At 47.4% G+C, this 15707-nt stretch carries 8 protein-coding genes; 1 reads left to right on the plus strand and 7 read right to left on the minus strand.

Going from position 1 to position 15707, the window contains the following annotated elements; genetic code table 11:
* Nucleotides 1-53: 53 nt before the first annotated feature.
* Nucleotides 54-680 (plus strand): nitroreductase family protein, encoded by a 627-nt coding sequence (locus AC58VC_RS08250; protein WP_497368354.1) that lies wholly within the window; start codon nucleotides 54-56, stop codon nucleotides 678-680.
* A gap of 260 nt (nucleotides 681-940) precedes the next feature.
* Here the strand turns inward: AC58VC_RS08250 and AC58VC_RS08255 are convergent, their stop codons facing one another.
* The 7 genes from AC58VC_RS08255 to AC58VC_RS08285 form a co-directional block, all read right to left on the minus strand.
* Nucleotides 941-3184 (minus strand): glycosyl hydrolase family 95 catalytic domain-containing protein, encoded by a 2244-nt coding sequence (locus AC58VC_RS08255; protein WP_497368355.1) that lies wholly within the window; start codon nucleotides 3182-3184, stop codon nucleotides 941-943.
* Between the two features lie 15 nt (nucleotides 3185-3199).
* Entirely contained in the window at nucleotides 3200-4078 is an 879-nt protein-coding gene (locus tag AC58VC_RS08260; RefSeq protein WP_497368356.1) for a carbohydrate ABC transporter permease, read from the minus strand.
* Between the two features lie 18 nt (nucleotides 4079-4096).
* Entirely contained in the window at nucleotides 4097-5029 is a 933-nt protein-coding gene (locus AC58VC_RS08265) for an ABC transporter permease (RefSeq protein WP_497368997.1), read from the minus strand.
* 115 nt (nucleotides 5030-5144) lie between these two features.
* A complete protein-coding gene (locus AC58VC_RS08270; RefSeq protein WP_497368357.1) occupies nucleotides 5145-6785 on the minus strand; it encodes an extracellular solute-binding protein in 1641 nt (546 codons plus the stop codon).
* Between the two features lie 205 nt (nucleotides 6786-6990).
* Nucleotides 6991-9315 carry a helix-turn-helix domain-containing protein gene (locus AC58VC_RS08275; RefSeq protein WP_497368358.1) on the minus strand — a complete coding sequence of 775 codons (2325 nt, stop codon included), beginning with the start codon at nucleotides 9313-9315 and terminating at the stop codon, nucleotides 6991-6993.
* Between the two features lie 85 nt (nucleotides 9316-9400).
* Entirely contained in the window at nucleotides 9401-10528 is a 1128-nt protein-coding gene (locus AC58VC_RS08280; RefSeq protein WP_497368359.1) for an alginate lyase family protein, read from the minus strand.
* A 112-nt stretch (nucleotides 10529-10640) separates the two neighbouring features.
* Nucleotides 10641-15575: a chondroitinase-B domain-containing protein gene (locus AC58VC_RS08285; RefSeq protein WP_497368360.1), complete on the minus strand. Its 4935-nt coding sequence runs from the start codon at nucleotides 15573-15575 to the stop codon at nucleotides 10641-10643.
* Nucleotides 15576-15707 lie beyond the last annotated feature (132 nt).

Raw genomic sequence — 15707 nt, forward strand, 5'->3', positions numbered from 1 at the left:
CATATGATTCGTATATACATAAGTCTAGCAGATCATATAGGAGGCATACATCAATGAGTGATTTTTTAACAATTGTTAAAGAACGTAGATCGGCCAATAAATTCATACCAAATATTGAAATCCCGAGTGAAGATTTGAATGAGATCCTGAATACGGTGAAGTTTGCCCCATCTGCTTTTAACTTGCAACATACCCACTACATAATTGTAAAAGATCCAACTACAAAAGATGAGGTTTACAAAGCGGCTTATAAACAGTATAAAGTTCAAACGGCTTCAGCTGTTATTCTCGTCTTGGGTAACCTTGACGCGTATAAAGACGCAGCTAGATTGAACGAAGGATTACTCCAGCTTGGGGTCATCAGCAAACAGGAATATGATATGACGGTGGAAGATGTCACGAATTTTTATGAAAATCGGGGTGACGACTTTAAGCGCGACGAAGCGATCCGGAATGCCAGCCTCTCGGCACAACTCTTCATGCTTGCTGCCAAAGAAAAGGGCTGGGATACATGCCCTATGATCGGTTTTGACCCCGAAATAATGCGTCAAATTCTGCATATTCCAGAAAATTATGTTCCAGCCCTACTTCTCACGATAGGGAAAGAAGACTTAGAGAAACGCAGACCGCGTGGCTACCGCAAGCCTGTAGGAGAGTTCGTAAGTTTTGATCGCTTCTAAAATGGTACAAGCAGGCCGATAAATATAATCACAAAAATCCCGGCGAGAAAGAGCTCGTCGGGATTTTTTGCGCTAACGGACACCGTAGCCTTTAATTGAAGGAGAAGACGGCTAGAAAAATTCTAACGGACTCCATAGCAGTTATTCATGGTATTCGTGCGTCATTAGGCTAGTTATTGAGCTATTAACGACCCTGGAGTCCGTTAGACATGCAATAAGGTCTTTTACCCGTTAATAACAACAGTGATGTCCGCTAGCTATCATGATTGGCCGGAATGAAATCCATAAAGCCGCCAAGGCTTGTGCCCCCCAAAATAACGCGTTACCTTGTCTATTCCTTCGACTGGACGCACCTTCAGATCCGGTACAACTTCGCTTTGATAAAAAATAACTTCTTCACCGGCATCCAACTCAATCGATATTTCATCTTCGATGAACGCTTCACCAGACACTCGAATCGCCTGGTCACTACCGATAATGTTCCAGTGCACAAGCCCCTTCCACCCTGTTTTGATCAGACATGGCTCTCCAGCCAAACTCTTCACCCTGATCCACTTCGTGACGGCATCTTTGCGAACAGCGCTGACCAGGAAGGCTCCTTCCGCACGCAAATCATGGAACGCCAGCTCCGTCCAAGCTTCTGGCACTGCGGGAAACACTCGCAGCTTGCCGCCCCAACTCTGAAGCAGCATATCTTGTATCGACTCGGCACCAGCTAGCGGTGTTTCGATAACCGGTCCCGCTTCTTTGTACATCGTATTCGGCTTGATGATTAGCAAAAGCGATTGCAGCAATCGCATTGCCTCATCACCCCAACCAAGAACAGCAGCTATTGAGGCTGCCCCGGTCATACTGAATCCACGAAGGTCACCTTCTTTGGCTAGCCAATGACGCAAAGAAGTTGCGATTAAGGCATGCTCCTCTTCCGTTTCACCCTCAATAAGATGCAGCGGGAAAATCGCCAGCAAGTGGCTGAAATGACGATGACCGTAAGCAAGCGGCATATCTTGTCCAATCATATAACCCGTCTCATCGACGGGAAGCGGAACTAGCTTCTTCAATATGTCTTCCCATACCGGGATCAGTGGATCCTGCATCGCCAGCCTTTGGCAACTATGAAGCAATGTCTCGCATCCCCAGCGGAGCAAGGAAAGATCATAATGGCAATCCCGGACGGTAGTCCGCATGAATGAGCCGTATTCCGGTGATATCGTTGGCGGCAAATGAAGGAAGCCGTCTGTTCCCTCCTCTAACAAATGCCTGTAGTAGTTTACGCTGTGTTTTAAGATCGGGAATAAGACTTCTCCAAGCATTTTCTGGTCCATGGAATATCGATAATGCCGCCAAATACTATGACAAATCCAAGTTAGATTTCCGACCTCATCCTCTACTTGAGCCCGTAAATCGAAACTGCAGCTGCGCCCTAACCCAGCCGAATCATGCCGGTAATTTTCCGGGACATTCAGAATCAAATTGTCCCAGTTATCAGTAAGTGAACGAACAAGCGATTCTCCCATTTCCAAGCGATTGGCCGTATAGACCGGCGAATAGCTCATCTGCACGTTCATATTAAACCAGACACCTGGCCATGGTGTGGAGGTGAGCCACGGCCCTTGATTATCGATCAATGGCTCGTCTGCTCTGGTTGCCGATGCCAATTTGTACATCTGAATCCAGTAAAAGCTTTCCAGACGGCCATCCGGCAGCGAAACGAAGCTTTGGCGATAATACTGGTGCCACCAATCACGATGGGCTTGCACCCATTCTTCAAAATTTGCAGCCGATGCCTGCCTCACAGCCTCTACCGCTTCAGCAACCGATGTTTCATTGTGCCCACTCGCAATGGATAGCCAATAGATGCGGCGATTCGGTGATACCTGTACATCCTTCCAGGCAGTCACACAGCCATCCTCGCCGGAATAGCGCTGCGTGCACACATGTATTCCGTCCTCTAGTTCCGTGTGTTCCACTTCAGTCGTCGGAATGTATTGATTCAAATTCACGCCGTCTGCATTTTTCAGCACGGGATCAACTTCCGGATAAGCATACCATGCACACCGGGCGCCGCTTTCACCGGCTGTCGTCTCGATCTCTACAGCTATCACTGGGTAGAGACTGTGTACAAGCGAGCGAAGCTTGACCTCTCCGTTCGTTGTCGTAAGCGTTGCCTGCAATTCAGCATGCCATAAGCTAACCCGCATTTGTGTGGGATGATAGATTCTCCCTGCCAATTCCAGATCCAATTCACCAAGCGGAACACGTGGTGGAAATCCAGGTTTGTCCGTTCGACTTGCCGTCACATCCGTGCGCCCGGTAACCATGCGGAGCACATGCCGTTTGCTCGCATGTTCCTCCCCATATACCATCGTGCCTAGTAAACCGTTGCCAAGAAATGCCCCTTCATCCCAGCTAACAGGCTTTACTACCCATTCCATATCGTTAGCTGCCATGAAACGTTCCCAATCAACATCCAAGTGAACCGCCGAGCTGTTGCTTTCTTTCACGCCAAGTTTCCTCCCTTATCCTTTGATGGCACCAATTAGAGCACCTTTGACAAAATATTTCTGCAAAAATGGATAAACGAACAAAATCGGAACTGTTGCAACAATAATCGTCGCATACTTCAATGTAGCGGCAAGCATAGCCGCATCCCCATCTGAAGCGCCTGTATTCGCATTGGCTTCCCCTTGCAGCAGGATTTCCCGGAGCACTAATTGCAGCGGATAGAGCGAACGTTCCTGCAGAAAAATCATCGCATTAAACCAGGAGTTCCAATGGCTCACACCGTAGTACAACAGCATCACGGCAATCACGGGCATGGAAAGTGGCAGCACAATTCGGAATAAAATGACGAAATCATTCGCTCCGTCCATTTTGGCCGACTCCTCAAGCGCATCTGGAATGGCTTCGAATGCGGTCTTCATCAGAATCAAGTTAAATGTGTTAACAGCCTGCGGAATGATAAGCGCCCACAAGGAATCAACGAGTCCCACTCCTTTGACCGTTAAGTAGAGAGGAATCAACCCTCCGCTAAAGAACATGGTAAAGATGATAAACAACATAAGCGGCTTGCGATACTGTAAGCTCTTACGCGAGAGAGCATACGCTCCGAATGCGGTCAGAGTAATATTAAGTGCCAAGCCCATGAGTACGACAAATAATGTGTTTCCATAACCTTTCAAAATCATCGGATTGCGGAAGACACTCGTATAGGCATCAAGCGAGAAGCCGATGGGACGCCATAAGATCCCTTTGTGCCCCATCAGGCTTCCGGCATCACTGACTGAAGCAAACGCTACATAAAGCAGCGGGTATACGGTAAGCACCATCAGCAGGAGCAACAGCACCGTATTAATATAGTCAAAACATCTCTCAGAGACGCTCACTTTGTTCAGCATGATATCTCTCTCTCCTTTTTACCACAAGCTCGTATCGTTAAATTTGCGGCTTAACCAGTTGGATGAAATGAGCAGGACAAAATTAATGACCGAGTTAAACAAGCCCACCGCTGAACTGAAACTATAGTTAAAATCTTGCAGACCAACGCGATAGACGTAAGAGGAAATAACGTCCGCTGTTTCATAAGTACCTGGATTATACAATAGAATAATTTTCTCAAAGCCGACATTCATCATCCGGCCAATATCGAGAATAAGTAGAATAATGATCGTTGGCATAAGTCCCGGCAGTGTGACATGTGTCATTTGCTTCCATCGGCCTGCGCCGTCGATTCTGGCAGCTTCGTACTGCTCTTGGTCGATTCCGGTTAAAGCAGCCAGGAAGATGATCGTCCCCCAACCGATATTTTGCCAGATGCCTGAAGATACATAGACGGTACGGAACAAGCTGGGTTCGAGCAAGAACGTCAACCGCTCTCCGCCGAAGAAAGCGACAACGTCGTTGATCACACCTTCACTAGATGTGAAGTCTTTGAGAATCCCGCAAATGACGATTAAGGAGATAAAATGCGGCATGTACGTTATCGTTTGCACGGTTCTTTTAAACAAAGCATGCTTCAATTCGTTCAGCAAAAGCGCTAAGACAATGGGCGCCGGGAATCCAAATAACAATTGATAGAAACTGATCAAAACCGTATTCTTGATGGTTCTCCAAAAGTAAGGACCTGTAAAGAATTCACGGAAATGCTCGAATCCGACCCAATCACTCCCCCAAATGCCAAGTCTCGGAGAGAAATCCTTGAATGCGATGATGGCGCCATACATGGGCGCATAGTGAAACACAACATAATAGAGCAGAACAGGAAGCAGCATGACATAGAGCAGTTTGTTTTTGCGAATATCCAGAAAAATTCCAAAGTTCAATTTCCTTTTTTCTCCAAGGGTTGTCATCGGCTTGGTCTTGGAAATCATGGTGTTCATAGCATCACCCTCTCCATCCATGGCGCTATTCTACGGAGGGTCGGAACGGAACGTCCTTTCCTCCGTTAGAATCGCCGCAGATTCATTATCGCTTATTGTATCGATCTAGCGCGCCTTGATAGATTTGGGTTACCTTGTCGATCCCCATCTCTTTAATCCGTTTCACATAGTCATCGAATTTGTCGATCGGCTCTTTACCCATCACAAATTTAACAAACATCTCTTCTTTGTAGCTCGTAATGGCTGTATTTAATTTGGCCAATTCTTTGCTTTCCTCGGCTGTCGGCGTCAAGAAAAGCGGCATCACATGCTTGACAGCGTCCGTTTGTTCCCAAATTTTGATTGCTTCATCTTGTTCCTTGAACGTATTGAAACTTTTCCGGCTATCACCTAGGAATGGACCATTCGGCTTCGTGTACTGGGAAACCATTTGCTGCAGGTTATATTTAGGATCTTTCGTGATTTTTTCGGAAAATTTAGGTACACCATTATCCAAGGCGTAACTTTCGCCTTCAATACCGAAGTTGAAGAGCATGCTGCCTTTTGGGCTATACGCGTAATCCATCCATTTGACTGCCAGCTCCGCATGTTTGGAATCACCCGAAACCGCTTTACTTGCTGCAGGATTGTATTTGAAGTCACGTTGACCGATGAAAGCGCGTTCGCCTTTATTCAACGTAGGATATGGAGCCGCAACGAGTTGGAATTTCGGATTTTTCTTCTTACCGGTATCCATCCATCTGCCCATACCTCCGCTTAATAAGCCAACAGTTGCACCAGAGGCATCACTCATCAATTTGGTATCCAGCGATTTGGAGTCTGTGTTAAGCGCAAAGTCTTTATCCAGCAAGCCTTCGGCATACCATTTGTGCAGCAATGCCAGTGCATCCTTGAATTGAGGATCTGTAGGCCCATATTTCACTTTGCCCTGATCGTCGATATAGAAGCGATTTGCTGTTTTAAAAGCACCAATGAAGGCATCTTGGATATTCAATTCATTGCTGTACTGAGCTGAAAACGGCGCTGTTGCCCCTTTTTTCTCTTTGAAAGCCTTGAGTACCGTATACCACTCGTCGATCGTTGTAGGCACTTGAAGGTTCAGCTCATCCAACCAGTCTTTGCGGATCATCGGTCCCCTGAAAACTAATCCATTGTCGGGTCGAATCATAGGGAATGCGTAATAAGTGCCATTGTCCGTCTTGATCATTTTGTCCAGCTCTTTGTCCTGCTGAAGCAATTTCTTTAAATTTGGCGCACTTTTATCGATTAAATCGTTCAGAGGAAGAATGACCTTGTCTGTAATGGCTTTCTCAGGTCCTCCCGGATACGCTGCCGCTCCGCCACCGCCCCAATTATATTCAATCACATCCGGCAAATTGTTCGAAGCGATCAGCAGGTTGAATTGATCCTTCGACTGACCGTCTGCCGGGTGCGTATACTTAACTTTAACGCCTGTTTCGCTCTCCAAACGCTTACCGAACGGCGATTCAGCCAAGTTGGGGACGAATGACGCCAGATTCGTGTCGATCTGTTCCCAGGATGTTAACGTTTCCTGTGTTGTAATCGGGTATTGGCCTGCTGCGCTGGAAGGTGTTGCTGTCGTCTTAGCAGCTCCCGTTTCACTTGGCGCTCCTGTATTCACTTTCGAACACGCGACGAACATGCTGGATGCTACAACAACGCTTAGCGCCAGACTAATTGACTTTCTTTTGGAATGTTTCCTCATAGGTAATCCCCCTCGTATGATCTAGTGCAAATTCTCGTCTCACAGCACCATGCCTTAAGTATGGATGGTAAACCGCCGATTTGAATATCGTCAAAACTGCAAATGCCCCTTTAAAATCCGTAAAATACAATCATCAGAATTCAAAATAGCTATGCAAAAAATGAAAAGCCGCGCAAGCAAGCTTGTACGACTTCCACAAATCAGATCACAATGGTTTCAGTTCCTTGTATTTACCTGGCGTAATGCCCTCGAATTTCTTAAACGTCCGGTTAAAGGTATTGATATCGTTATACCCGACCTTCCGCGCAATCTCCATAATGGACAGGGGTTGTTCGATTAGCAGCTTTTTGGCCTCTTCCAAACGTGTCCGGCTTATGAAATCTAGCAGCGCGTCACCGGTTTGAGCTTTAAATTGCTTGGATAAATAGGAAGGTGTGATGCCGAACTTCTCTCCGATCATTGAAATATTCAAGTTTTCTTCGGCATAGTTGGCCTTAACATAAGCACTAACAAGCTCGCCAAGTGGACTGTACTCCTGTTTGCGGTCAGCTTGAATGGACTGGCAGACCTGTTCGAGGATCGAGAGAATTTCCCTTTTCATTTCTTTGATTGTTTCACATTCGGATAACCGTTCTACAGGGTTAAATTGATCCATGAAGGACTTTTTATTACCTTGCGAACCGATCTCATTCATAGTTTTCAGCATCGTACTGGCAAGATCGAACATCAGACATTTGCCCAGTGACACTGACAAAACGGAATTGGATACATTTGTTTCAATAATTTGCTCAATGATCGAGCTCGACTTCTCATAATCACCTGTCTTGACGAAATTAATCAATTGCTGCTCGACATGCAGCGGATAATAGTAATTCCCGGCCTGCCGGACAGCCTCGGTGCTCGGTAATTCATCGTAACGAATGATGGCTCCGCTTCCTTTAACAAGTCGATAAGCCATTGCTGAAAGAGCCTCTTGATACGCCTCGGCAATACCAAACAAATCTTCATGGATAGAGCTGATCGACACCGTCAAATGCACATGAAAATGATCAAGAAGGAATAATTTCACTGACTCAGCAACTCGCTGCAGCTCATCCGTATCGGGTTCTTGAGCGCCAAAATTAAAAATACATGCTTGCATATCGTCAATTTCCGTCGTGAAGCCTCTGTTCTGAAGGCCAATCACTTCTTCGACTACATTCATCAGAATGAACTGCATCAATTTTACTTTCTGCGGATCTATCGCTACATCTTCCTGAAATTTGCCGAAATGATCAATATGGAACAAAAGCACGGCAAAATGCGGGGAATCCAACCGTATATCGTGAGCAGAAAGCGATTCATGCACGGGAATGTCCTGTTCCAGGTTCCCCTTCAGCATCCCTTGCAAGAAATGGGAGCGAATGGCGTCACGATGCTGGTGCAGCCGGCGATCAACCTGTTCTTTTTCCGCAAAAGTATTGTTGAGCGCATCTTGCAAAAAGCCATACTCGTTCGTCCCCTCCGCAAACGATATCCCCGCTTTCATCGAGAAACTTCGAATGAGCAGATGAATCGGATTGTAATTTTTACGCAGGAACAAGAACGTTATCAACCCTCCTAGAAGAAGGCTAAGAATAATGCTCGCATACACTAAACTTTTCATGTACTTCATCTTATCGTCGAAGCGCTCGGCAGGAATCATGGATATGTATTTCCATCCTGTCCTAGCCGAGGTCGTATACGATATAGCGACTTGTTCGTCAGCTACATCGCCGTAAAAAAGTCCGTTTTCACCCGTGAACTTGTCATAGGTGAGAAAGTCAGGACTTTGCGCAAGTCCGCTGGAAGCAACTAGCCGATTCTCTTTATCGAGTACAGCGACAGATGTCGCTTCGGATGGCGGAAGATTGGCGAGAAGCTTGGAATCTTTCATGACAAACAGGAGCACCGCTCCAGGCTGATCCCGATTCGCCAACGTAACGGATTTGGCAAACAGAACGGCTTTATACGCATTGTCATCTTCCGTTATCGTAACCGGTGTATATTCCTGGATGTAACGTTTATCCAAATAGGTCTTCCACGCCTCATAGCCCTTAAGAGTTTGGCCGTCCAACATTTGAAATAGCTGGCGGCTATCTGTCCGATTACGTGTGGATATCACCGTATCGCTATTTTTGTAATACAGATAGATTTGTTCAATGAACTCATTAGCAGTCTGGTAGACCCGCAAATCATTGGAGATCGTGACTAAATCGTAGTAATCGTTATCCGTAAGCGGTTGTGAAGTATTGATAAAAGCGTTCACTTGTTTATTGAGCGAAATTTCCAAACTCAATCGCTCAATACCGCCAAGGCTGTTGTCGATCGCCAATTCCATCTGCTTCAGTGCGTTATTGTTGGCGCGATTCACCTCCGATTCGACCACATGCCAGGAAGCCGCATATAAAATTCCGCTAATGATAATCGGAACGAGAAGAACCGAAATATAAGAAGTAAGCCAAGTAACGATGACACTGCGTTTATTGAACCGGATCCGATTAAACTTCATTAGCACTAACCCCTTATCGCCATGATGTAACTGCTTTCATTTATTATATCGAAAATAGGTGGACCCGTCTTGTCGTTATATCAACTCATAGCCAAAGCAGCGGTTGCCGAATTGCCATATTTCGTCTGACTTCTGCTTGCTGTGGGTTTTGATCCAGTGTTCTCCATAAAGCAAGCAGCCTTTCAGAACCATAAGCAAGCCCAGCAAACAATAAGAACGACATCGCGACCGGCCAATCCTCATCGTATTCTACATCAGCTCCATAGGGCCACATTTGTTTATTTTCCAGATAGGGCAAGAGAAAATGGATTCCTTTCCGAACACCTCGGCCATCTGAAAGCTGAAACTCCCATAGGTTATCTTCCGGCGTGGAGAGGATATGAGTAAGCGTCACAAAATTATCCAACGTGAACAGAGAATAGGCATATGGCTTCGTACGAGACAATTCCTTTGGAAAACTACCATCCGCATTCATTTGTTCCACGAGCAATCGGCTTTTGTATTCTTTTCTGCACCAATCCAGCAATGCATGATGAGCGGTCAACTTCGCGAACGCAGCAGCCTGAACGAACCAGCAGATCCCGTGGTTGTTGGGTTCGTTTCTTTCCTCCACCCCTTGCGGATGCTCGTTCATCCATTGCAAATAGTCAGCGAACCATAAGGTGACCTTATGAAGAACCTCTTGATCCGGCAAGGAGGTGTTTTCACTTTTTAGCATATGAACAGCCGCCGCCACATCAATCAAATGCAGAGTATCGATGACCCCGATCCCTCGTCCATTGCATACCCCAGGTATCGCCTGAGCATACAGCAGATGAGGATTCATTCGTGTGTTCTCGTTTAGAAAAAATGCGTCTAACAGCTGTACCGCCTTCGATGCATACCGCTGCTCTCCCGTTATGCGGTAAGCGGAAGTCAAATAGGCGACCAAAGTCCGCATCCGTCTTAGCAGGGTCCGATGTTCATGGAAATTATCCGGATTGCTTTCACCATCCCGGCGAATATACGGCAGCCCATCTGGTGTGTGAGGATTCGGCCACCAGTAATCGCCATTTGAATAATAATCGTGCGCACTCCCGGGGCTCTGCGAAGCTCTCGCTTCTGTGATATGTACACTCAGAGAAATCAATGCAGCTTCAGCCTCTTGGACAATCGCTTTCAAATCCAAATCATTGCCCCAATTCTCTTTGTTTAGTTGGCAAATACCTTTCATGATCCCATGCTCCTTTTCATTCAAATGTATAAAGCACCAAATGCAGCAGATCAGCCCCGGAATTCCGGGAGGCCAAATCTGCTGCATACCATGTGCCGTTTATAAGCAGAAACTACTTTCGATCCAACATCCGCATGACGATTGTAACAGCTTCCGCCCTTGTCGCTGTAACAAACGGAGCGAAGGTTTGATTCTCTCGACCGTTTATAAGCCCTAAGAAGACCGCTTGCGAAACCGCTGTTACTGCCCAGTCTGGAATCTGAGAACTGTCACTAAATGTGGTTGGGACTGACATGTCTCCTTTTGGTGAGTAGGCCCTTATTAACATAACAACCATTTCTGTCCGGTTAATGAAGGCATTGGGGCGTAATGACTCGTCTTCATACCCCTTGAGAATTCCAGCTTCCAATGCTGCGCCTAGTTCTCCCTCCGCCCATCCTGGAATATCCGACTGATCGGTGAATGTCCGTTTCGATGGCTGAGCCTTTAAGCCTAGAGCACGAACCAGCATTGCAGCAAATTGCAATCTTGTCATCGGTTCGTCAGGCTTGAAGCTCCCATCCGAGTAGCCGTTCACGATGCCTTTGATAGCGGCTTGGGAGATTGCATCCGCTGCCCAATGTTTCGACACATCCGCAAAGGATTCCTGCGGCGGTGCACTTGTTGCTGGATTCGAAGGCAACGGGTTGATCGGTTCTGGTACTGGATTCGGCAAAGGCACAGGCGTTGGCGCAGGTCCCGTACTATCGCCGTACGAGGAGTTCCCCGAAGATGAACCGCTGACTGATGGTCGTTGCACGAATATGCTATAAGTTTTATGAGCACCTGAAGGCAACAACACATCTATCAGCAAAACACTGCCGGTACCGGCAATTGTAAGCGATCCGCTCTCGCTTCCGCTGCGAACTGTTTGCCGCATAGAGCCGTCAACACTCACTTGAATTTCAGCCAACTGACTTGCCGATGTTGGTGTAATGTTCAAGCTGTTCATTCCCATAGGGAGCATGACCGTGTAATAAGTGACATCCGAACGGAACGCCGGCGTGAATGTCAGGTTTGTGCTAATTTGAAGGCTGCTTAAATCCGGCGTCCCCTCTTCTGTTGGCAGGTTCCGCCCAGCCGCAGGCCCGACGTCAGCAGCAGTAAGCGGACGAAGCACCATTTCGCTGGCCGGTTCGTACTCATCGCTGCCAACATCAGCGGTATGTATCCGTCTTTGACCGTCCATGTCATCTGAAGCCATGTAAGCACCTCTAGCTGCATCAACCGCTGGGCTTAACGGCGATAATCGGATTAATCCGTCGCTGCTGCGTACCAGCTTCAAATCGCCTTTGTAAGTGGCACTTACAACGGTTGCATTCGCTGCTACCGCAGCGAGCCCATCGGTCATATTGCCGACATAAGTTGGTCGGCCTGCGTCTGTAATATCTTTCGTCTCATTGAAAATAGTCCCTGCATTGCTGAAAATCAGATTATTATAAATTTGTGTTCCAGTTGGCTGGAACGTGCGTTGTGCAATTTTTACAGCCGATGCTTTATTACTTATATTTACAAATGTATTATGATAAATCTGCACATCGTATTGTCTCCAATGCCCGCGCAACAACTCCTGCTGTCTCTCGGGTGACAGGCTCCTCAACTCCGCGAAATCGTTCTCCCCGGTGCCCCAGCGAATAACAGGATTCGTGCCCCCATCCGGCCCAGCGTCTTCCGTTCCGCCATCCAGCTGAACAGCATCATCGGTAAGTCCTTCCATGTAATTATTATAGATTTTGTGATCATTGCCATAAATGCGGAAACCGCTAGTACCTGGTTTCTTGCCATCTGCGATGATGAAATTGCCATAGAAGCTGTTGCGATGACCGTGGCGGGCGACCATCCCTCCGTAAGAATTGAGGACCGTATTATAGCGGATCGTATTGTCACTGCTCTTCACCGAGACGATTTCGTCCTCACCGTTTAATCCGTCGAACAAATTGTATTGAACCGTGACATGTCCGGGGGCCAAAGATAATCCGGAGAGCCCAAGACGGATCGCTTCCAATCCATTAGTCACTCGCGGGCCGATATCATGAAAGTGATTGTATTCAATTACATCGTATTGCGAGACCGCGTCCTTGCCATCATAGGTGATCACGGCACCAAAGCCGGTTTTCGGTCCAATATCATTATACGCAATACGGTTGTGACTGCTAGTCCCCTCAACCCGAATATAATGTCGGTCAGTCCCGCTGTCCGTGAGCAGCGTAGAGTTCGGCGTTTGCGATGTTTCTCCCGTATAGACGGCTCCATTTGGGTCATAATTGGTGCCATAACGGCAGCTATTCTCCACGCCGATGACACACCAGATTTGCTTGCTGATGTTGTTCTCAACCTTCGTAAAGCGGAATTTCTGACCTGTTTCATCCAAAGCAAATGTATTTCGCAAAATAGAGATATTGCTGGAATCGTACAATTGCACACCAGGATGCAGGCCAGTCAAACTGGCAATTCTGTCTTCTGGTACTGCTCTGCTCCGTAACGTATCCTCACCACGATCTGACCCGCCGCCTGAGTGAAACGTAAGCCCTTCAACCTCGATATATTCGGAGTTTTCGATATGCATGTAGCTGTCGCCGGCAATAACTACCTTGCCTTGCTCCGCAGCAACAATCCGTATCGGAAGTGCAGCCGTCCCCTTTTTATCTTTTATCACGAACGGACCCGCTTGTTGATAGGTACCATTTTGCAATTCGATCGTCGTACCTTTAGTAGCTTGATCCAGCGCAGCCTGCAAATGGTCCGAAGTATTGACTTTTATCACCTGAACGGGTGGAAGCGGCTCCACCGGCCTATCGCCTGCCTGAGGCGGTCCGCTAGGCGTAGTGGGCTCCTCTACATTTGGCGCTGTGCCTGTGTAAAGTTCAACTTCCGTAATGCTATTCCAATTGCCCGAGCTTCCCGAAGCTGTATTGCCATAGCCGACCAGCCGCAAATACCGTACAGATGCCGGGTTACTTAACACATAAGGCTGGATAATGTCATCGCTGACTTTAAGAACACGGCTTGTCCGCTTAGGGAGCAGCACGGTCGGATTCTGGAAATCCGCTTGATTCGAACCTAGGATCTCAAAGTGAGTTTGACGGTCGAGCGCATTCAAGAAAGCAATATTCAAATAAGTGATCTTCTCTGGTTGACCCAAATCGAACTGCAGCCACTCGCCTTGTCCCGAAGCCGACCAGCGGACATCATTATTCCAAGTACCGTCCACCACATTCGCGGGAATATTCGTTGTGTTCGGCTGATAGGAACTGGCTGTAACCGTGCTTGCGTTCATCGGTATTTGACCGTTCGTTCCTTTGCCAGATAGCCTGTAGGCTTGAAGTGTATAAGTGTTCGTTGCATCGCCATTTGATAAACGAATATTGATCTTATTCAAGCCAGGTGCTAGCGGCACATTTGCAAAATCACCCACTGGTTGATTCGATCCACTGTTATTCGTTAGAGTCACTGTTGTCGAAATGCCGACGCCAGCTTGCATCTCTAACCGGACAGGATTGGCATCCTGTGGGACAATTACCTCATATCCGTCCATCTTGGAAGGTGAAAATGGTGTATTCATCCCTAGCTCCTGGCTGCCCGCCCAAACATCAAGGCTCGTCAACTGGATTTCCGGCATTTTCTCTGCAAAAGTGAAGAAGGATCCGTCTGGCAGCTCCGTATCCGCCGCATAATAGGTTCCTCCATGCAGTTCCACCGGAGTCAAAGGCAGTGGTATCGCATCGCTGAAATCACCGCTCGCACTCGATAACAGCAATCCCCCTAACGGGAGCATCCCCTCTGGAAAAGCGACTTGCACAGTCCCGACATTGCCGGTATTCTGGATCTTCCACGTCCGCGCCGACTGCTTGAAACCAGACCCGTAAGGTACCGATGGCGAGGTACTTCCGTTATCTCCCCAGAGAAGGTACTGCTTATCTGCTAAAGTTCCTTTAGCGCTAATAATGACTTGGGAAGCTGCTGGGCCTTCACTGCTTCGGCTTGACTCATGAGTCAATGCACCTTGCTGATCTCGAGCAATCCCTGCTACATAATTACCAAATGCCGCATTAGCCGCTGCTGGCCATACAACCTGATGCGACGATCCAGCCGACACATAGTTCTTTCCTTTCAGCGGCGTTCCAAATTTGAGAGCCATGTACGTTTGTACTTGATCTTGCTGGACGTCACTAAGTGTCTCACCAAAAACGATCATCTCGCCGACTTGTCCATCATACCCAGATCCTCCGGTGACCGCTGAACCGAGGGACATCGGGTTGCTTCCGTTGCCAACCATGGCGAGGCGAGTCTGCGATGATTTGGCAATCGTTTGTCCATCTAATGTAATAGCTTGATAGACACTATTAGATACAGTTGGACGCGATTCATATTGGAAGCCCCAGCTGTTGTACGAAAGTGGCGGAACCTGATATCCCGTCGTTAGGCGTGGGTTACCAGAGGTAACCGAACCCGAATCCCATAGGATTTGCGAAGTACTCGAAAAGAATGGAATATAAGCCCCGAACCTTCCTGTTCCTTGTAAATTTTCATAGAAGATCTGCGATGTCTGAGTAGATAACGTAATCCCGCCTGCAACGACATAAGCACTCGCCTGTGCAACCTGTTCATTCTGAGCAAACAAGCCGTCTTTATCCAATAAGAGACTTCCGTTGCCTGAACGGATGAATTGTACAGATGGCTGGAAATTTAGCGCTGGATTGGATGCCACATACTTCGGCTTCGTTCGCGGACTCTTGTCACCGACCGTCCCGTCGTTGATGAAATCGTTGCCTTGCGGACTGCTATCCTTCCATTTCGTTACTTCACCACTCCCGGTGAGGGTCATACTCGATGGATCTGCTTTCAGCCACAATTTCAACAAATTGGCATCTACGCCGCCAGGCGTTCCCGTCGCCTCACCCATCGCATCGGCTTGGGAGAAACCCGTGGGCAGCCCCGAGAATAGTAAAGCTGCTGCGAGCACCAAGCTGATCTTCCGCTTCAAAGATACTTTGAATACCTTGTTCAAATTTACATCACCCCTTCTTCATCATGGAACTCATGGATCTCTTAGGCATCAATGCTAACTAGCGTGAAAGCCAATAGACACATCATATGTAAACCCTTACAAAGAATAAATCATCAAAACCCAAACTCATCA

This window comes from Paenibacillus sp. J22R67, assembly GCF_059692175.1.

Excerpts from the sequence above, each read along its gene's own strand:
- AC58VC_RS08270 (WP_497368357.1), bottom strand. The coding sequence starts at position 6,785 with ATGAGGAAACATTCCAAAAGAAAGTCAATTAGTCTGGCGCTAAGCGTT.
- AC58VC_RS08265 (WP_497368997.1), bottom strand. The coding sequence starts at position 5,029 with ATGACAACCCTTGGAGAAAAAAGGAAATTGAACTTTGGAATTTTTCTG.
- AC58VC_RS08275 (WP_497368358.1), bottom strand. The coding sequence starts at position 9,315 with ATGAAGTTTAATCGGATCCGGTTCAATAAACGCAGTGTCATCGTTACT.
- AC58VC_RS08260 (WP_497368356.1), bottom strand. The coding sequence starts at position 4,078 with ATGCTGAACAAAGTGAGCGTCTCTGAGAGATGTTTTGACTATATTAAT.
- AC58VC_RS08250 (WP_497368354.1), top strand. The coding sequence starts at position 54 with ATGAGTGATTTTTTAACAATTGTTAAAGAACGTAGATCGGCCAATAAA.
- AC58VC_RS08280 (WP_497368359.1), bottom strand. The coding sequence starts at position 10,528 with ATGAAAGGTATTTGCCAACTAAACAAAGAGAATTGGGGCAATGATTTG.